Annotated in this window: 4 protein-coding genes; all 4 read right to left on the bottom strand. The window is 68.6% G+C overall.

What is annotated here, in order from left to right:
- Positions 1-73: 73 nt before the first annotated feature.
- From ULB03_RS23640 to ULB03_RS23625, 4 genes are read right to left on the bottom strand one after another with little or no spacing between them, the layout of a single operon-like run.
- Positions 74-1,588: a glycosyltransferase family 9 protein gene (locus ULB03_RS23640; RefSeq protein WP_322485536.1), complete on the bottom strand. Its 1,515-nt coding sequence runs from the start codon at positions 1,586-1,588 to the stop codon at positions 74-76.
- Positions 1,552-1,908, bottom strand: a complete 357-nt coding sequence (locus ULB03_RS23635; RefSeq protein ID WP_322485535.1) for a hypothetical protein — start codon at positions 1,906-1,908, stop codon at positions 1,552-1,554. Before ULB03_RS23635 ends, ULB03_RS23640 begins: the two co-directional genes overlap by 37 nt.
- A complete protein-coding gene (locus ULB03_RS23630) occupies positions 1,892-19,279 on the bottom strand; it encodes an MBG domain-containing protein (protein WP_322485534.1) in 17,388 nt (5,795 codons plus the stop codon). The genes ULB03_RS23635 and ULB03_RS23630 overlap by 17 nt, the downstream gene beginning before the upstream one ends.
- 8 nt (positions 19,280-19,287) lie before the next feature.
- Positions 19,288-20,988 carry a ShlB/FhaC/HecB family hemolysin secretion/activation protein gene (locus ULB03_RS23625; RefSeq protein ID WP_322485533.1) on the bottom strand — a complete coding sequence of 567 codons (1,701 nt, stop codon included), beginning with the start codon at positions 20,986-20,988 and terminating at the stop codon, positions 19,288-19,290.
- Positions 20,989-21,376: the final 388 nt, after the last annotated feature.

Raw genomic sequence — 21,376 nt, 5'->3', positions numbered from 1 at the left:
TCAGGGCCGGGCGCAGCTTAAAGCCAAGGGAAAATGGGCGGATAGGTCGTAACTTCGTAAATGCCGGAGGGGATCAGCTTTCCGCCTTTTCCTTCACCACCGCCCGGCGGCTGGACGCGCCCCGGCGCTTGGGCTCCACCGGGGGAGCGGCATCGGCGGCGGCCTCCTGGGGCGCGGCCGCGAGCTGCGCATGCTCCTGCCGCAGGGAGGCGATGACCCCGGGCCAATCCCCCAGGGACTGCTGACGATGGATGCGGTGGTGGGGATACCAGGGCGACGTGGTGTCGCCGATGCCCCACCGCCAATCGACGGAGTGGGCCAGCAGCAGCGACACCGGCTTGCCCATCGCACCGGCCAAGTGGCCCACGCCGGTATCGACGGCGACCACATGGTCAAGGTTGGCGATGATGGCAGCCGTGTCGATGAAATCCTTCAGTTGCGGGCTGAGATCGTGCAGGCGGCCCTTGAACGCCAGGGCGTCGCCGGAACGCGGGCCCACCTGCAGCGAAAACCACTCGGCATCGGGAATGGCGTCCAGCACGGCCCCCAGGTGCGCCAGGGGCAAGGAGCGGCGCGCATCCTCCGAATGCTGCGGCCGGCCGGCCCAAACCACACCGATACGGCGCTTGCCGCTGGGTGGCGGCAGCAGGTCGCGGCCACGCGCCACCTGCTGCTCCGGCAGGACCAGCCAACCGGGCATCAGCGGCAGGTCCGGCAGGCGCAGCGACAGCATGTGGGGCAGGCTCAGAAGCGGGATGTGGTAATCGAACGTTTCATCGACCCCGAACCGGTGCGGGTTGTCGGGCCGCGACACGACACGGATGCCAAGCCGCTCCATGGCGATGGCCAGAATGCCGACCAGGGGGGAGGACACCTCTAGCACCACCTCCGCCGGGGCGTGGCGGTCCATCAGGATGCGCGCCAGGGGGGCGAATTGCAGGATGTCGCCAAAGCCCTGCTCCCCCCAAACATAGATGCGCTTGCCCGCCAGATCTTCCCCACGCCACTGCGACGCGGCCAGGATGCGCCGGGGCTCGGGGAACTGGTCCCACACCCAGCGCCACTCATAATCCGCCCAGCCGGTGGCGAAGTCGCCGCGGGCCAGGCAGGCCAAGGAATGGTTCCAGCGGGCCAGCGCGTTGCCGGGCGCCAGCTTCAGCGCGACATCCAGCGCCATGACCGTGGCATCGATGAAGCCGGCGGTGCGAAGGGCCTTGTCCAGGGTCTGCAGGACTTCCTCCAGACGCTCCAGCCGGCCGTCGGGCATCCCCTCCGGCAGGGTGGCCAGGGCGGCCGTCAACTCCGGCAGGCGATCACCGATCTCGTCGATCAGCGTCTTGCCCAGATCCCGCGCCTCCGGCAGGACGCGGCCGAACAGGATGACGCCCACGATCAGCGGCACGATGGCCTCGCGCGACTGCCCCAGCCAAGCCAAGCCCGTGCCCATGTTGACCCAGGCGGAGTAATTCAGCGGCGAAAGCGCCAGGATGCGGCGATAGAGGGGAATGGCATCGGCATGCTGGCCCCGGCTCTGCAGCATCACGGCCAGGTTCAGCATGGCGCTGGCGGCGCGGGGAAGATCGCCCATGCGCTCGAACACCGTGCCCAGGAGCAGTAATACAGCGTCTCCGCCGGTTCGATCTTCAGGGCATGCTCAAACAGCCCGGCGGCCCGCAGGTTGTCGCCCTCATAGGCGGCCATGACGCCCAGCTGGTGCAGGCTGGGGGCGGTGAGTTCCGGGCGCTCCGTCAGTTGCAGGAACACCTGGCGGGCCTCCGCCGTCCGCCCCGTCGACTGCAACTGCAGGCCCTGGGCGAAGGCGGGGACGCGACGCCCGATCTCCCTCAGCACGTCGCCGCTGCGTTCCACCACGGGAATGGAAAACTCGCCGTTATTGCTTCCGGTCATCCTGCTTCGTGCCTTGAATGGGGGCCGATGTCATTTGCAACTGATTATAGACACCACCGTCGGTTCCAGAGGAAGAAACCGCATAGGTCTGCGCCGCCGCCTGGCCGCCGCCGCTGCTTCCACCGCCCTCCCCGCCGCGCGACGAGGTGTTGGAGGAAACAGCGCTGCCGGACGATGATGAGGAGCCGCTGTCACTGGACGACGTCGTGCTCGTCCCGGACGTGCTTGAGGACGTTCCCGACGTGCTCTGCGATGCGGTGCTGCCGCTGCTGGTGGTGGTGGACGGTGTCGCCGCCGTGGTGGTCGCGACGCCGGTGGTACCAACGGTGGTGGTGCCGACGGTGGTCGTGCTGGTCAGCGACGCCGTGCTTCCCAAGCCGGAGGTTGTGGCCACGACCGACGTCACCGCCGCAAGGCTGGCGGTCGGCACCACGGCCGAAACCACCTGCCGCTGCAAGGTGCTGGTGGTCAGCACAGCGGACGCCGTGACGCTCAGCACCCCGGTCTGGTAGCGGATGTCATAGTTGCCGAGCCCTGTGCCGACGGCGGCGCTGGGGGTGACGGTATAGGTGCCGGGCGCGGCCGATGCCGCCGCACCCGGGCTGCTCAACGTCACCTGCGTCACGCTATCGCTGTTCAGCAATCCGCTGATGCCATAGCCCGCCAAAATCAGCTCCAGGCCCGCCGTCTTGGTCGCGTCGTTGGCCGTGATGGTCAGCGCCGCGGGGTTCACCGTCAGCGTGCCGGCGGCATAGCTCACCGCGTAATTGCTGAGCCCTGTCCCCGTCGCACCGCTGGCGGCGATGGTGTAGCTGCCCACCGACGCCGCCGTGCCGGCCCCGCTGCTGGCCAAGGTCACGCCGGTGACGCTGTCGCCGTTGACCAAGCCGCTGCTGCTGTAGCCGGTCAGGTTGGCGCTGGTGCCGTAGGTCTTGCTCGCCCCGCTGGCCGTGATGGTCAGCGCCGCCGGGTTCACCGTCAGCGTGCCCGCGGCGTAGCTCACCGAGTAGTTGCTCAGCCCCGTGCCCGTGGCGCCGTTGGCCACAACGAGGTAGCTGCCCACCGATGCCGCCGTGCCGCTGCCGGTGCTGGCCAAGGTCACGCCCGTAACGCTGTCGCCGTTGACCAGGCCACTGCTGCTGTAGCCGGTCAGGTTGGCGCTGGTGCCGTAGGTCTTGCTCGCCCCGCTGGCCGTGATCGTCAGCGCCGCCGGGTTCACCGTCAGCGTGCCGGCGGCGTAGCTCACCGAGTAGTTGCTGAGACCCGTGCCCGTGGCGCCATTGGCCACAACCAGGTAGCTGCCCACCGACGCCGCCGTGCCGCTGCCGCTACTGGCCAAGGTCACGCCCGTGACGCTGTCGCCGTTGACCAGGCCGCTGCTGCTGTAGCCCGTCAGGCTGGCGCTGGTGCCGTAGGTCTTGGTGGCGCCGCTGGCCGTGATGGTCAGGCTGGCGGGGTTCACCGTCAGCGTGCCGGCGGCGTAGCTCACCGAGTAGTTGCTCAGCCCCGTGCCCGTGGCGCCGTTGGCCAAAACCAGGTAGCTGCCCACCGACGCCGCCGTGCCGCTGCCGCTGCTGGCCAGGGTCACGCCCGTGACGCTGTCGCCGTTGACCAGGCCACTGCTGCTGTAGCCGGTCAGGTTGGCGCTGCTGCCGTAGGTCTTGCTCGCCCCGCTGGCCGTGATGGTCAGCGCCGCCGGGTTCACCGTCAACGTGCCGGCGGCGTAGCTCACCGAGTAGTTGCTCAGCCCCGTGCCCGTGGCGCCGTTGGCCAAAACCAGGTAGCTGCCAACCGACGCCGCCGTGCCGCTACCGCTGCTGGCCAAGGTCACGCCCGTGACGCTGTCGCCGTTGACCAGGCCGCTGCTGCTGTAGCCGGTCAGGTTGGCGCTGCTGCCGTAGGTCTTGCTCGCCCCGCTGGCCGTGATGGTCAGCGCCGCCGGGTTCACCGTCAACGTGCCGGCGGCGTAGCTCACCGAGTAGTTGCTCAGCCCCGTGCCCGTGGCGCCGTTGGCCAAAACCAGGTAGCTGCCAACCGACGCCGCCGTGCCGCTGCCGCTGCTGGCCAAGGTCACGCCCGTGACGCTGTCGCCATTGACCAAGCCGCTGCTGCTGTAGCCCGTCAGGTTGGCGCTGGTGCCGTAGGTCTTGCTCGCCCCGCTGGCCGTGATGGTCAGGCTGGCGGGGTTCACCGTCAGCGCGCCGGCGGCGTAGCTCACCGAGTAGTTGCTCAGCCCCGTGCCCGTGGCGCCGTTGGCCAAAACCAGGTAGCTACCCACCGACGCCGCCGTGCCGGCCCCGCTGCTGGCCAGGGTCACGCCCGTGACGCTGTCGCCGTTGACCAAGCCGCTGCTGCTGTAGCCCGTCAGGTTGGCGCTGGTGCCGTAGGTCTTGCTCACCCCGCTGGCCGTGATCGTCAGCGCCGCCGGGTTCACCGTCAGCGTGCCGGCGGCATAGCTCACCGAGTAGTTGCTCAGGCCCGTGCCCGTGGCGCCATTGGCCACAACCAGGTAGCTGCCCACCGACGCCGCCGTGCCGGCCCCGCTGCTGGCCAAGGTCACGCCCGTGACGCTGTCGCCATTGACCAAGCCGCTGCTGCTGTAGCCCGTCAGGTTGGCGCTGGTGCCGTAGGTCTTGCTCGCCCCGCTGGCCGTGATGGTCAGCGCCGCCGGGTTCACCGTCAGCGTGCCGGCGGCGTAGCTCACCGAGTAGTTGCTCAGCCCCGTGCCCGTGGCCCCATTGGCCACAACCAGGTAGCTGCCCACCGATGCCGCCGTGCCGGCCCCGCTGCTGGCCAGGGTCACGCCCGTGACGCTGTCGCCGTTGACCAAGCCGCTGCTGCTGTAACCCGTCAGGTTGGCGCTGGTGCCGTAGGTCTTGCTCACCCCGCTGGCCGTGATCGTCAGCGCCGCCGGGTTCACCGTCAGCGTGCCGGCGGCATAGCTCACCGAGTAGTTGCTCAGGCCCGTGCCCGTGGCGCCATTGGCCACAACCAGGTAGCTGCCCACCGACGCCGCCGTGCCGGCCCCGCTGCTGGCCAAGGTCACGCCCGTGACGCTGTCGCCATTGACCAAGCCGCTGCTGCTGTAGCCCGTCAGGTTGGCGCTGCTGCCGTAGGTCTTGCTCGCCCCGCTGGCCGTGATGGTCAGGCTGGCTGGGTTCACCGTCAACGTGCCGGCGGCATAGCTCACCGAGTAATTGCTCAGCCCCGTGCCCGTCGCGCCATTGGCCACAACCAGGTAGCTGCCCACCGATGCCGCCGTGCCGGCCCCGCTACTGGCCAGAGTCACGCCCGTGACGCTGTCGCCGTTGACCAAGCCGCTGCTGCTGTAGCCGGTCAGGTTGGCGCTGCTGCCGTAGGTCTTGCTCGCCCCGCTGGCCGTGATGGTCAGCGCCGCCGGGTTCACCGTCAGCGTGCCATCGGCGTAGGTCACCGAGTAGTTGCTGATCCCGGTGCCTGTCGCACCGCTGGCGGTGATGGTGTAGCTGCCCACTGACACCGCCGTGCCAGAGCCGCTGGACGCCAAGGTCACCGCACTGATGCTATCGCCGTTCACCAGGCCGGAACTGCTGTACCCCGTCAGGCTGGCGCTGGTCCCGTAGGTCTTGGTCGCCCCGCTGGCCGTGATGGTCAGCCTGGCGGGGTTCACCGTCAGCGTGCCGTCGGCATAGCTCACCGAATAATTGCTGAGGCCCGTCCCAGTCGCGCCGCTGGCATTGATCGTGTAGCTGCCCGCCGAGGCGGCGGTGCCGCTGCCGGAACTGGCCAGGGTCACGCCGCTGATGCTGTCACCATTCACCAACCCGTTGCTGCTGTAGCCGGTCAGGCTGGCGCTGCTCCCGTAGGTCTTGGTCGCACCGCTGGCTGTGATGGTCAGCGCCGCCCGGTTCACCGTCAGCGTGCCATCGGCGTAGCTCACCGAGTAGTTGCTCAGGCCCGTGCCGGTAGCCCCGCTGGCCGCGATGCTGTAGCTGCCCACCGACGCCGCGGTGCCAGAGCCGGAGCTGGCCAGCGTCACCGCGCTGATGCTGTCGCCATTCACCAGGCCGCTGCTGCTGTAGCCGGTCAGGTTGGCGCTGGTGCCGTAGGTCTTGGTGGCACCGCTGGCCGTGATCGTCAGCGCCGCCGGGTTCACCGTCAGTGTTCCGTCTGCGTAGGTCACCGAGTAGTTGCTGATCCCGGTCCCCATCGCCCCGCTGGCCACGACGCTGTAGCTGCCCACCGACGCCGCCGTGCCAGAGCCGCTGGACGCCAAGGTCACGCCGCTGATGCTGTCGCCATTCAGCAGCCCACTGCTGCTATAGCCCGTCAGGCTGGCGCCGGTCCCGTAGGTCTTGGTCGCCCCGCTGGCCGTGATCGTCAGCGCCGCCGGGTTCACCGTCAGCGTGCCGGCGGCGTAGCTCACCGAGTAATTGCTGAGGCCCGTGCCTGTCGCCCCGCTGGCGGTGATGCTGTAGCTGCCCACCGATACCGCTGTCCCGCTGCCAGAGCTGGACAGCGTCACGGCACTGATGCTGTCGCCATTCACCAGGCCGCTGCTGCTGTAGCCGGTCAGGCTGACGCTGGCCCCGTAGGTCTTGGTGGCGCCGCTGGCCGTGATGGTCAGCGCCGCCGGGTTCACCGTCAGCGTGCCAGCGGCGTAGCTCACCGAGTAGTTGCTGAGACCCGTGCCCGTCGCCCCACTGGCGGTGATGGTGTAGCTGCCCACCGATACCGCCGTGCCGGAGCCGCTGGAGGCCAAGGTCACCGCGCTGATGCTATCGCCATTCACCAGGCCGGAACTGCTGTAGCCCGTCAGGCTGGCGCTGGTGCCGTAGGTCTTGGTGGCACCGCTGGCCGTGATGGTCAGGCTGGCGGGGTTCACCGTCAGCGTCCCGTCGGCATAGCTCACCGAGTAGTTGCTGATCCCGGTCCCCATCGCACCGCTGGCGGTGATACTGTAGCTGCCCACCGACGCCGCCGTACCGCTGCCGCTGGACGCCAAGGTCACGCCGCTGATGCTGTCGCCGTTCAACAGGCCAGAACTGCTGTACCCCGTCAGGCTGGCACTCGTCCCGTAGGTCTTGGTCGCCCCGCTGGCCGTGATGGTCAGCGCCGCTGGGTTCACCGTCAGCGTGCCATCGGCATAGCTCACCGAATAATTGCTGAGGCCGCTGCCCGTCGCCCCGCTGGCGGTGATGCTGTAGCTGCCCGCCGCCGCCGCCGTACCGCTGCCAGAGCTGGCCAGCGTTACGCCGCTGATGCTGTCGCCGTTGACCAGACCGGAATTGCTGTAGCCGGTCAGGCTGACGCTGGTGCCATAAGTCTTGGTCGCACCGCTGGCCGTGATCGTCAACGCCGCCGGATTCACCGTCAGCGTGCCGGCAGCGTAGCTCACCGAGTAGTTGCTGAGGCCCGTCCCGGTCGCGCCGCTGGCCGTGATGGTGTAACTGCCCACCGACACCGCCGTCCCGCTGCCGGTGCTGGCCAGGGTCACGCCCGTGACGCTGTCGCCGTTGACCAGGCCGCTGCTGCTATACCCCGTCAGGCTGATGCTGGTGCCGTAGGTCTTGGTGGCACCGGTAGCCGTGATGGTCAGCGCCGCCGGATTCACCGTCAGCGTGCCGCCAACATAGCTCACCGAGTAGTTGCTCAGGCCCGTGCCGGTAGCCCCGCTGGCCGCGATGCTGTAGCTGCCCACCGACGCCGCGGTGCCAGAGCCGGAGCTGGCCAGCGTCACCGCGCTGATGCTGTCGCCATTCACCAGGCCGCTGCTGCTGTAGCCGGTCAGGTTGGCGCTGGTGCCGTAGGTCTTGGTGGCACCGCTGGCCGTGATCGTCAGCGCCGCCGGGTTCACCGTCAGTGTTCCGTCTGCGTAGGTCACCGAGTAGTTGCTGATCCCGGTCCCCATCGCCCCGCTGGCCACGACGCTGTAGCTGCCCACCGACGCCGCCGTGCCAGAGCCGCTGGACGCCAAGGTCACGCCGCTGATGCTGTCGCCATTCAGCAGCCCACTGCTGCTATAGCCCGTCAGGCTGGCGCCGGTCCCGTAGGTCTTGGTCGCCCCGCTGGCCGTGATCGTCAGCGCCGCCGGGTTCACCGTCAGCGTGCCGGCGGCGTAGCTCACCGAGTAATTGCTGAGGCCCGTGCCTGTCGCCCCGCTGGCGGTGATGCTGTAGCTGCCCACCGATACCGCCGTCCCGCTGCCGGAACTGGACAGCGTCACGGCACTGATGCTGTCGCCATTCACCAGGCCGCTGCTGCTGTAGCCGGTCAGGCTGGCGCTGGCCCCGTAGGTCTTGGTGGCACCGCTGGCCGTGATGGTCAGCGCCGCCGGGTTCACCGTCAGCGTGCCATCGGCATAGCTCACCGAGTAGTTGCTGAGGCCCGTGCCGGTCGCCCCACTGGCCGTGATGGTGTAAGTGCCCACCGACACCGCCGTGCCAGAGCCGGAGCTGGCCAGCGTCACCGCGCTGATGCTGTCGCCGTTCAGCAGGCCGGAACTGCTGTACCCCGTCAGGCTGGCGCCGGTGCCGTAGGTCTTGGTCGCACCGCTGGCCGTGATGGTCAGCGCCGCCGGGTTCACCGTCAGCGTGCCATCGGCATAACTTACCGAGTAGTTGCTGAGGCCCGTGCCGGTCGCACCGCTGGCCGCGATGCTGTAGCTGCCCACCGACGCCGCCGTGCCGCTGCCGGAGCTGGCCAGCGTCACCGCGCTGATGCTGTCGCCATTCACCAGGCCGCTGCTGCTGTAGCCCGTCAGGCTGGCACTCGTCCCATAGGTCTTGGTGGCGCCGCTGGCCGTGATGGTCAGGGCGGCCGGGTTCACCGTCAGCGTGCCGTCGGCGTAGCTCACCGAGTAATTGCTGAGGCCGGTGCCCGTCGCACCGGTGGCGGTGATGGTGTAGCTGCCCACCGACGCCGCCGTGCCAGAGCCGGAGCTGGCCAGCGTCACCGCGCTGATGCTGTCGCCATTCACCAGGCCGCTGCTGCTGTAGCCCGTCAGGCTGGCGCTGGCCCCGTAGGTCTTGGTCGCCCCGCTGGCCGTGATGGTCAGGGCGGCCGGATTCACCGTCAGCGTGCCATCGGCGTAGCTCACCGAGTAGTTGCTGAGGCCAGTGCCGGTCGCACCGCTGGCCGTGATGCTGTAGCTGCCCACCGACGCCGCCGTGCCGCTGCCGGAGCTGGCCAGCGTCACCGCGCTGATGCTGTCGCCATTCACCAGGCCGCTGCTGCTGTAGCCCGTCAGGCTGGCGCTGGTGCCATAGGTTTTGGTGGCACCGCTCGCCGTGATGGTCAGCGCCGCCGGGTTCACCGTCAGCGTGCCATCGGCATAGCTTACCGAGTAATTGCTGAGGCCAGTGCCGGTAGCCCCGCTGGCCGTGATGGTGTAACTGCCCGCCGACGCCGCTGTGCCGCTGCCGGAACTGGCCAGCGTCACCGCGCTGACGCTGTCGCCATTCACCAGACCGGAACTGCTGTACCCCGTCAGGCTGGCGCTGGTGCCATAGGTTTTGGTGGCGCCGCTGGCGGTGATGGTCAGGGCGGCCGGGTTCACCGTCAGCGTACCACCGGCATAGCTCACCGAGTAGTTGCTGAGCCCCGTGCCGGTAGCACCGCTGGCCGTGATGGTGTAACTGCCCGCCGACGCCGCTGTGCCGCTGCCGGAACTGGACAGTGTCACCGCGCTGATGCTGTCGCCATTCACCAGGCCGCTGCTGCTGAAGCCGGTCAGGTTGGCGCTGGCACCATAAGTCTTGGTCGCACCGCTGGCCGTGATGGTCAGGGCGGCCGGGTTCACCGTCAGCGTGCCATCGGCATAGCTCACCGAGTAATTGCTGAGGCCCGTCCCCGTCGCCCCACTGGCCGTGACAGTGTAACTGCCCGCCGACGCCGCTGTGCCGCTGCCGGAACTGGCCAGCGTCACCGCGCTGACGCTGTCGCCATTCACCAGGCCGCTGCTGCTGTAGCCCGTCAGGCTGGCGCTGGTGCCGTAGGTCTTGGTGGCGCCGCTCGCCGTGATCGTCAGGCTGGCCGGATTCACCGTCAGCGTCCCGTCGGCGTAGCTCACCGAATAATTGCTGAGGCCGGTGCCCGTCGCCCCGCTGGCGGTGATGGTGTAACTGCCCACCGACGCCACCGTCCCGCTGCCGGAACTGGACAGCGTCACGGCACTGATACTGTCGCCATTCACCAGCCCGGCGCTGCTGTAGCCCGTCAGGCTGGCACTCGTCCCATAGGTCTTGGTGGCGCCGCTGGCGGTGATGGTCAGCGCCGCCGGGTTCACCGTCAGCGTGCCGTCGGCGTAGCTCACCGAGTAGTTGCTGAGGCCGGAGCCTGTCGCCCCGCTGGCGGTGATGGTGTAGCTGCCCACCGACACCGCCGTGCCGCTGCCAGAGCTGGACAGCGTCACGCCGCTGATGCTGTCGCCATTCACCAGGCCACTGCTGCTGTACCCCGTCAGGCTGGCGCCGGTCCCGTAAGTCTTGGTGGTATCACTGGCCGTGATGGTCAGGGTGGCCGGGTTCACCGTCAGCGTGCCATCGGCGTAGGTGACCGAGTAGTTGCTGAGTCCCGTGCCCGTCGCCCCACTGGCAGTGATGGTGTAGCTGCCCACCGACGCCGCCGTGCCGCTGCCCGTACTGGCCAGTGTCACCGCGCTGATGCTGTCGCCATTCACCAACCCGTTGCTGCTGTAGCCGGTCAGGCTGGCGCTGGCCCCGTAGGTCTTGGTCGCCCCGCTGGCTGTGATGGTCAGCGCCGCCGGGTTCACCGTCAGCGTGCCATCGGCATAGGTCACCGAGTAGTTGCTGAGCCCTGTGCCGGTCGCCCCGCTGGCCGCGATGCTGTAGCTGCCCACCGACGCCGCGGTGCCAGAGCCGGAGCTGGCCAGCGTCACCGCGCTGATGCTGTCGCCATTCACCAGGCCGCTGCTGCTGTAGCCGGTCAGGCTGGCGCTGATCCCGTAGGTCTTGGTGGCGCCGCTGGCCGTGATGGTCAGGGCGGCCGGGTTCACCGTCAGCGTGCCGTCGGCGTAGCTCACCGAGTAGTTGCTGAGGCCAGTGCCGGTCGCACCGCTGGCGGTGATGGTGTAGCTACCCACCGACACCGCCGTTCCGCTGCCGGAACTGGACAGGGTCACGGCACTGATGCTGTCGCCATTCACCAGGCCACTGCTGCTGTACCCCGTCAGGCTGGCGCCGGTCCCGTAAGTCTTGGTGGTATCACTGGCCGTGATGGTCAGGGTGGCCGGGTTCACCGTCAGCGTGCCATCGGCGTAGGTGACCGAGTAGTTGCTGAGTCCCGTGCCCGTCGCCCCACTGGCAGTGATGGTGTAGCTGCCCACCGACACCGCCGTGCCGGAGCCGCTGGACGCCAAGGTCACCGCGCTGATGCTATCGCCATTCACCAGGCCGGAACTGCTGTAGCCGGTCAGGCTGGCGCTGGTGCCATAAGTCTTGGTGGCACCGCTGGCCGTGATCGTCAGCGCCGCCTGGTTCACCGTCAGCGTCCCGTCGGCATAGGTCACCGAGTAGTTGCTGAGCCCCGTGCCCGTCACCCCGCTGGCGACGACGCTGTAGCTGCCCACCGACGCCGCCGTGCCGCTGCCCGTGCTGGCCAGGGTCACGCCGCTGATGCTGTCGCCATTCACCAGGCCGCTGCTGCTGTACCCCGTCAGGCTGGCGCTGGTCCCATAGGTCTTGGTCGCCCCGCTGGCCGTGATCGTCAGCGGTGCGGGGGTGATGGAATAGTTGCCCGTGTAGGCAAGCTGATAAACGCCGGAACCAGTGTAAGTAGCGCCACCGGTGGTGATGAGACCGTAGGAGCCCACCGTCGTGCCGGTGACGAGCGACGTCCAGGACATGCCAGAACTGGACAAGCCACTGACTATGCTTCTGCCCTGCTGGTCATAGACACTGACCACGGAGCCGGTTCCCGTGGTGCCGCCATAGACACTGCTGCCCGAGCCCGTGACGATGAGGTAGGGCAGAGCCCGCAGGACGGGATAGGGGGCGCCGTCCAGCCAATCCGTCGTGCTGAACACGGACTGCGCCAGGGGGCCGTCGGCCCGCCAGGCGGTGGTGGCCAGGCCAGTGGCACCGGTGACGGCGCCGTCACCGATACCCACGGTCATGCCCGATGTGGTCGTGTCCCAATAGCTGGTGCTGACCGTGGCCTGATTGGAGCCGATGAACGCGCCCACGGACACCGAGGCGCTGTCGGCCGTCACGCTGCCGGTGGAATAACTGCCGGCGACGATGCCCTGGTTGGTTCCCACCAGACCGCCGATGTCGGAGCCGCTGCTGACCAACACCGCGGCCATGGAATAGCTGTTGGTGATGGTCCCGCTGTTCTGGCCGACCAGCCCGCCGATATTCACCGCCGCGGTGCCCACCGTGATCGCGCCGTTGGCGAAGGTGGCGGATATCAGGCCGACGTTGATGCCGACCAGGCCGCCGACCTGCTGGGCCGCATCGGCAGCCTGGATGGTGATGGCGGCGCCGCTGCCCGCCATCGTGCCCCCGTGGTAGCCGACGAAGCCGCCGACATAGGTGCCACCCGCCGTGACGATGATGGTGCCGTTGGCATAGACGCTGGTGATGGTCCCAACGCTTTGGCCGGCCACGATGCCGATGTCACTGTTGGCCGCGACGGTGACATGGGCGTTCAACAGGCTGAGACCGCGCATGGTCCCGCTGTTGTTGCTGATCAGGCCGAGGTTGTTGGCCACCGTGTTGTTGATGGTCAAGCCGCTGATGCTGCGCCCCAGCCCGTCCAGCACGCCCGTGAACAAGGTGGGGCTGTTGTTGACGCCGGCGGTGTTGAAGCCAAGGGGCACGAAACCGGTCGTCGCCCACAAGCCACCGGCCTGCGTCAGCTCGCTCATGGTGACGTTGGCGCCCAGGACATAGCTGGTCGACATGGCCAGGCTGATCAACTGCAGCTCATGGGCGTTGCTGACGACCGTGCTGTATTCCATGCGCAGCATCGGCCGCGTGTAGCCGCTGACCATGTACCAGGTGCCGGTCAGGTCGAGGTTGGAATAGCTGGCCGAGGCATAGCTGGACGCGCCACTGACCGTGGCGGCGGAGAAGGTGCCCGTGCCGCCACCATATCCGACGGTCTGGCCGCTGCTGCCGCTATCCCAATAGGCGCCGGCCACCCGGCCGTCGTTGCCGCCCAGCAGCGCGCCGACGGTTCCGGCCCCAGCACCCGCCGTCACCAGGCCGCTGGCGTAAACGGTGGAGATGACGCCGCTGTTGTAGCCGGCGAGCCCACCGACGCTGCCGGCATTGGCACCGGCGGTGACGTCCGCCGTGGCATAGGCCACGCTGATGGTGCCGGTGTTGCCGCCGACCAGGCCGCCCACATACTGGGCGCCGCTGCCGGCCGTCACGCTGCCGGTGGCATAGGCGCTGAGGATGGTGCCGGCGTTGCTGCCGGCCAGAAGCGCCACGGTGCCGCCGCCGCCGACCACCGTGCCGTTGTAGACGCCCACGCTGCGCACCACGCCGGTGGAGCCGATGGCGCTGAACAGGGCCATGTTGCTGGCCGAGGCGTTGGTCATGACCAGGTTGTTGACGGCATGTCCCTGGCCATTCAGCATGCCCGTGAAGGTGTCGGGGCTGGCGTTGTTGCCGCTGGTGCTGAAACCGATGGGCAGGAAGCCGGTGGCCGTCGCCCACAGGCCGGAGGCGCTGGCCGCCTCGCTGACATCGATGTCCCGACCCAGGGTGTAGGACGCCGTCAGGTTCAGGTTCACCAGCTGCAGCTGGTGGGCGTTGACGATGGTGGTGCTGTACTCCGCCCGCAGGAAGGGGCGGGTGTAGCCGTCGACCATGTACCAGACGCTGGCGAAATCGAAGGCCGCATAGGTGGCGCTGAGATAGGCGGAGGAACCGCTGATGCCGGTGACAGCGGCGCTGCCGCTGTTGGAACCATAGCCCGCGGTCAGGCCGGTGGTGGCCGTATCCCAGTAGCCGGCCAGCGTGCCATCGTTCTGGCCGACCAGGCCACCAACCGCGGTTGTGCCCGAACTGACGGTGACGCCGCCCGTGGCATAGACCCCGGTGACGGTGCCGGTGTTGGCACCCGCCAGGCCGCCAACGGCCGTGCCGGAGCTGCCCACCAGGACACCGCCAATGGCATAGGCGGCGGTAACCAAGCCGGCATTGGCGCCGACGAGGCCGCCGACATCCAGCGCGCCCGCCCCGGCCACGACCGTCGCGGCGCCATAGCTGGCGCTGACCACACCGGTCGCGGCGACGCTGCCCGCCAGGCCGCCGACATACTGCGCGGCACTGCCGACGGTGACGGCCCCCCCGCCATAGCTGGCGGTGACCAATCCCGCCTCATAGCCTACCAGGCCGCCGATGGATTGGGCGCCGCTGCCCACCTGGATGAGGCCCACGGCGTCGCTGGCGCTGATGGTGCCGGCGTCGTAGCCGACGGCGCCGCCGACCGACTGGGCCCCATCGCCGAGGGTCACCACGTTCAGGGCATGGCTGTTGGCGATGGTGGCCGTATTGTAGCCGGCGATGCCGCCCACGCTTTGCGCGGCCACGGCGGAGATGCTGCCCGAGGAATAACTGGCGGTGATGAGCCCGGCGTTCACGCCGGCGATGCCGCCCAGCCGCTGCGCGCCGGAGGCGGCGAGCACGGTGCCGCCGGCCTGCACGCCGCTGATGGTGCCGCTGTTGCTGCCGGCCACCAGGCCGACGCCGCTGACGGCGCCGACGCTGACCCGGGCGCTGGTCAAGGTCAGATTGGCCACCGTGCCGCCGGTCCCGATGCTGCTGAACAGCCCGATGCTGCCGCTGCTGGCGTTGACGATGGTCAGGCCGTTGATGCTGTACCCCTGGCCGTTCAGGGTGCCGGTGAAGGCGGTGGGGTTGGCGTTGTTGCTGGCGGAGGTGATGCCGATGGGGGCGAAGCCGGTGGCGGTGTTCCACAGGCCGGCCGTGACCGCCAGCTCCGTCATCGTGATGTTGGCGCCCAGGGTGTAACTGGCCGTCGGGTTGGCCCCGATCAGTTCCAGTTGGTGGGCGTTGATGATGGTGGCCCGGCTTTCCGCCCGCAGGAAGGGACGGGTGTAGCCGTCGACCATGTACCAGGTCGAGGCGAAGTCGAAGGCGCTGTAGGTGGCAGTGGAATAGGCGGCGGCGCCGCTGAAACCGGTGGCGGAGAAGGTACCGGCGGCGCTGGTCCCATAGCCATTGGCCTGGTTGGTGCCGGCGGTGTCCCAATAGCTGGCGATCACCGTGCCGCTGGTCATCTTGCCGACCAGACCGCCCACGCTGATGCCAGCGGGGGCGGACACCGTGCCGCTGGCCCAGGCTTGGGTGACGGTGGAGATGACCGAGCCGCTGATCACATTCTCACCGACCAGACCGCCGATGCCGCTGGCCGCGACGGTCGCGCGCACGCCGCCGGTGGCATAGGCGCCACTGATCAGGCCACCGTTGTTGCGGCCCACCAGCCCGCCGATGTCGGTGGCCGACGATCCCGTCAGGACCGTTCCGCTGGCGTAGCTGCCCAGCACCGATGACGCGGTAACGTTAAACGCGTCCGCCGACCCGACCAGCCCCCCGACGTAGGAGGCCAGCCGGCCCACGGAAACGTTGCCGGTGGCATAGCTGGCGGTGACGACGCCGTTTTGCATCAGGCCGACCAGGCCGCCGACATACAACGCGGAAGTAATGCTGGCCGTCGCCGTGCCCACGGACACGTTGCCGGTGGCGTAGCTGGCGGCGACCAGGGCGGAGGCGGCACCGGCGGTGGGCTGGGCGAGCAGCCCGACCAGGCCGCCGATATACTGGTTGCCAGTGCCGGTGGCGCTGATCGTGCCGGTGGCGTAACTGCCGCTGATGGTGCCGGAGTTGGAGCCGACCAGCCCGCCGATCCTTTGCGTGGCACTGCCCAGCAGCAGGTTGCCCTGGGCGTAGCTGTTGAGGACGGTGCCGGCGGTGAGAAGGCCGACCAGGCCGCCGACATACTGCACGCCGCTGTTGCCGGTGCTGATGCCGCCGGTGGCGTAGGAATTCAGTACGGTCAACGCCGTGGAATCGCCGACCAACCCGCCAATGCGCTGGTTGGTGGCGTTGAGACTGATGCCGCCGGTGGTGTAACTGGCGCTGATATAGGCGGCCGTGTTGGCGATGCCCGCCAGGCCGCCGACCGCCGTCACCGCCGTGCCGTTCAGGATGCTGACGCCGGTGTAGCTGTTCAGGACGCTGCCGCCCGCCATATAGCCGATCAGCCCGCCCACGTTCGACACCTTGGTGGCCGCGATGGACCCGGTGGCGTAGCTGTTGGAAATGGTGCCGGAGCTTCTCCCGGCCAGGATGCCCCAGCCGCTGATCGTCGTGGTGGTGACGCCGGTGCTCATGACGGCGCCCACCAGCCCCAGGTTGGAAACCGAGCCGGCGGGCCCGATGCTGGAGATCAAGCCGACGAAGTTGTAGCCGCTGGGCCGCAGGTTCAGGTTGCTGATGGTGTAGCCCCGGCCATCCAGGGAGCCGGTGAACACCGTGGGGGACGCGTTGAAGCTGACTGTCGTCAAGCCGATGGGCGTGAAGCCGGTGGTGGACCACAGGCCACCCTGCGTCGCCGCGCCACTCATGTCGATGTTGGCGCCCAGGACGTAGTTGGCCGTCGGGTCCAGGCTGATCATCTGCAGCTGGTGGCCATTGACGATGGTGGTGGTGTGTTCGCTGCGCAGGAAAGGCCGGGTGCGGCCGTCGATCGCATACCAGTCGTTGGAGAAGTCGAAGCCGGCGTAGGTGCCGATGGTCAGCGTGTTGGCGCCGATGGCCGTGGCGGTCGCCGTGCCGGTATCACTGCCGAAGGCCACGGACAGGCCGCTGGTGGCCGTGTCCCAGAAGGACGCCAGCACCGTGCCGGTGTTGGAACCGACGAAGCCGCCGATGTTGGTGGTGGCGGCACCCGCGGTGATGGACCCGGTGGCATAGGCGGCGCTGATCGTGCCGGCATTGTAGCCGGCCAAGCCGCCGATGCTGTCCGACGCCGTGCCGACCGAGATGGGGGCGGTGGCGTACACGGCGCTGACCGTGTTGGCCGTGTCGCCATAGCCCACCAGGCCGCCGACATACTGCACGCCGTTGCCGGCGGAGATGGTTTCGTTGGCATAGCTTTGGGTGATCAGGGCGTCGCCATAGCCCACCAGGCCACCGACCTGGCTGCCGCCATTGCCGACGGTCAGGCTGCTGTCGGCATAGCTGGCGGTCACGATGCCGCCGCCCACCCAGCCCGCCAAACCGCCGACCGCCGTCGCCGCGGACCCGGCCGTGACCGCGCCGGTGACGTAGCTGGCGTCGATGAGGCCCGCCGTCTGGCGCCCGACCAGCCCGCCCACCCTGGACACGCCGCTGCCGACGGAGACGGCCACGGCGGATGAGGAGGCGGTGATGGTGCCGCTGTTGGTGCCGATGAGGCCGCCCACCGCGCTGCCGCCGTCACCGGCGGTCACGGTGCCGGTGGCGGCGACATTGCGCACCGTGCCCTGGTTCTGGCCGGCCAGCAGGCCCAAGTCGGTGCCCGTGCCGCCGAACAGCTTGCCGCCGGACAGGGTCAGGTTCTGCACCAGGCCGCCACCGCCGATGGCGCTAAGCAGGCCCAGGTTGCCCGCAGCGCCGCCGGCGGCGTTGACGGTCAGCCCGGTGATGGTGTGGCCCAGGCCCTCCAGCGTGCCGGTGAAGGCGGTGGGCGAGGCATTGTTACCGGCCGCGCTGTAGCCGATGGGCGTCCAGGTGCCGGTCAGCGCCAGGTCGCTGCTCAGCGCGTAATTGCCGCTGCCGGTGATGGCGGCCAGGGCCGCCGCCGAGGTCACCAGGGTGTAAGCTGTGCTGTTGATCGTCAGAGCGGTCGTCAGCGACACCGGGGCGGTCACCCGGAACAGGCCGCCGCTGCCGCCATCGTTGGTTTTGACCACCAGGCTGGTGCCGGACAGCGCGGCGTTGATGGACACGCCGTGATAGGCGTCCAGGGTCAGGCTGTTGGCGGAGGACCAGGTAATGCCGGCATTGACGACGATGTCGCCCAGGCCAGCCGCGTTGGTGGCGCCGCCGGCGGTGACGCCGGTATAGCCGACGCTGGTGTTCGTGGTCTGCAGCGTGACGCTGCCGCTGGCCAGCGCCGTCTGGATCGCGGTGGCGTAGGTTGAATTCACCGTCAGATCGACGGGGTCCAGCAGCCAGGTGCCGCCCTTGCCCTTGGGCGCCCCGACATCCACCGTCACCCCGTCGAAGGCCAGCTTGTGGCCGGAAGTTTCGATGGCGCCGCCGTCGCCCCACAAACTGCCGCCCCGGGCCAGCAGCACGCCGTGCGCCGCCGTGTCCTGGCTGTTGACGGTGACCGATCCGCCCTTGCCGCCCTCCGTCGCCGAGGCGTCGATGCGGCTGGCGGCGTCCATGGTGACGGACGCCGTGTCCGCTGTGCCCACCGCGACCGTGCCGCCGCCGGTGGCACCCTTGGCGCTCAGCGTGGCGCCTTGCAGGGTGATGGGGCCGCTGGCGTCCAGCACCACCTTGCCGCCCTCGCGGCTCAGGGAGTCCGCCTCGATGACCCCGGTGGCCTTGATGACCCCGCCGGCCAGGACGTTCAGGGCCTGGGCGGTCAAATAGACGGCGCCGCCGGGCGCGCGGATGATGCCGCCCGCCTCGATCTGCGCCTCGACGGTGGCGGGGTCCACCTTCATGGGGGCGCCACCGTCCGGCGTCAGGGTGACGGTCTCACCCGCCGCCAGCACCACCGACCCCAACTGCGCCTGGATCAGGCCCATATTGCGGATTTGGGACGCCAGCAGGACCACCGAGCCATGGCGGGCGGTGATGGTGCCACCGTTGACCACCGCACCGATGGCCGATCCACGGTTGAAAACCAGACGGCCCTTCTGGAAGTCCTCGTCCGCGATGTCCAGGGTGGACGCGACCAGGCCGCCCACGTCCACCGTGGCGCCACCGCCGAACACCACGCCGCCGGGATTGACCAGGATGACCGTGCCGGGCGCCTTGATGGCGCCCTCGATCAAAGAGGGGTCGCCGCCGCGCACCCGGTTCAGCGTCATGGCCGAACTGTTGGGCTGCTGGAAATTGACGGTGGCCCCGGCGCCGACGTTGAACTGCTGCCAGCTGATGATGGCCTTGTCGGTCGTCTGCGTGACCGTCATGACCGGGCCGCTGGTGCCAATGCTGGCGGCGCCCGACTGGACCTGTCCCCCCGTGGGCAGGGCGCCCTGCGTCACCGCCCCCTGGGCAGGCGTGGCGGCCACGGCCGGCAAGGTGAGCGCCTGCATCACCGACAAGACGGCGGTGCAGCCCAACAGGCGGGCCCGGAGGAAGGAGCGATGGGGGAAAGGTGCGCGGCTGGCCATGATACCCCCTAGACCGACAGGACCATCTGCATCCAAGCCCGCAATTCACGCCGCCGGCCGTCCAAATCCAAACCGTCAGCGTTCCGGCCCGCATCGGAGCCGATGCGCCGGGCGACGGTGGCCTTTATCTGCACGTTGCTGGCCGGCATCCACTGCACGCTGGCACCGACCCCCTGGAGCACATAATGGTTGTGGGGGGAGCCCACCCCCTCCCAGCCGCCCCAGGTGGTCTTGTGCTGTTCCACCCAGCCGCCATCCCAAAAGGCGGAAACGCGGACGCTGTCGGACACCATCTGCCCGATCTCGATGTTCAGCATGGCACCCTGGTCGCCGCCGCCCTGGTTCAGGGGGTAGGCCCGCACGCCGCTGGGCCCGCCGAGGGAAAACTGTTCCGAACTGTTCAGGTTCTTCGACGCGATCTGCCCCGCCAGGGTCACCAGCGCGTCGGCACCGTGCCACAACACCTGGGCGCGGCTGATCGAGGCGGTGGCCTTGACGTAGTGCCCCGCCGTGCGGGCGGTGGCCTGGTCGATGGCCTCGTTGGCCGCGTTATGCGACAGGTCCACGTTGCCCGCCTTGACCTGGGCATCCAGGGTGAAGGCGCCGCCCCCCTGCCAGTCGTCCCGCATCAGGCGATGCGCCGCCAGGATCAAGGAGCCCACCCGGTTGGACGCGGTCACCACGTCCACCAGCTTGTCGCTGGTCCATTTATGCTCCAGGCCAAAGGCCAGGTTCACGGGTGCCGCGGAACTGCGCAGCGCCAGCCAGCGCAGCGTCAGGGCCGCCGTCTGCGCGTCGCCCGAGGGCGTGCTGGCATTGATGTCGGCGGGCACATCGTATTGCAGGACGCCGCCGCTGGCCTCCAGCCACAGGCCCTCATGCCAGACGGGGGCGCCCACCATCACCTGGCCGTATTTGGACGACTGGGTGGCCTGGCCGGTGAAGGCGACCTGGTCACCGATCCCCACGGCATCCGTCAGGGTGGCGACGATCAGACCGCGCGCGCCGCCGATTTCCCGGGGGGCGTTGTTGTCGACCACGGCCGTGCCGGTCACCAGCGCCGGTTCACGCATCTTGAGGTGGACGTCGGTGGTCCCCTCTTCCGCACCGGCGTCGAGCACGCCGACCGCCTGCATGCCCGGAATCAATCCCAGGTTGGAAACGCCGGTGGCCACGGCACTGGGGCGCAGCGGATCGCCCGGCGCGTTCTGGGCGTAGATGAAGTCCTGGGCCTGGTTGGCGTCCAGGCGAACGTTGCTGGAGGGGTCGATCATCACCCGCCCCATGCGGGCTTCCAGGACCTGGATGGTGACCACGCCACCTTCCAAATCCTGGCGCGGCAGGACGGCCCGGGCCAACAGGTCATGCTGGGCGTAATAGCGGCTGATGCGGGCCGCCGCCTCGCGCAAATCGCCCAGGGTGCAGTCGCGCCCCACGTAGGATGTGAGCTGCGCCCGGAGTTCCGACTCCGGTATCAGGGTCGCGATGAAGCGGAAGCCAGTGACGTGCACCGTCTCCCCCGCCTTCATGAACTCGCCTTCCGGCGCCGGCGGCGCCAAGTCAGGCAAGGTCGGGGCCTGGGGGGCCTGACGGGGGATGGTCCGCTCCACATCGCGCAGAATCTGGCCCGTATCCTGGGCTTCCGCCCGCTTGGCCATCACCGGCGGGACCACGGCCAAAGCGGCGATGAAGGCCTTTAACGTCCGCAAGTTGACACCAAGCTATAATGATGACGGTCAGTCAAAAGCATAGTCAGGAGGTTCTTAACCAAAGGTTTAAGGGCATATGATGTGGAACCACTGTTATATTCTTACCACTATATGGCGCAGGCGGGTGACGCAAGCGGGTGAGGACGACCTATCCACATGGTTAGGTCAGTCTCCATGGCTAGAACGATTCGATATGGAAAATCATGGGCGCCGATTGGATAATCCTGGTGAAACCGGAATATTCTTCAGAACCATATATAATGGATGAATACGCGCGATTTACCGATTCCCCGTCCGTAGGTCACCTAATCCGGCTCGGAATCGATCGATGATAGTTGGTTCGGTCGCCCAATCGTCCGATCGCTGGTCGCGCATAATATAGCATTTG

It is taken from the genome of Nitrospirillum goiasense (genome assembly GCF_034427435.1).
Taxonomy (GTDB): domain Bacteria; phylum Pseudomonadota; class Alphaproteobacteria; order Azospirillales; family Azospirillaceae; genus Nitrospirillum.
This window is presented reverse-complemented; position numbering and strand designations above follow the sequence as displayed.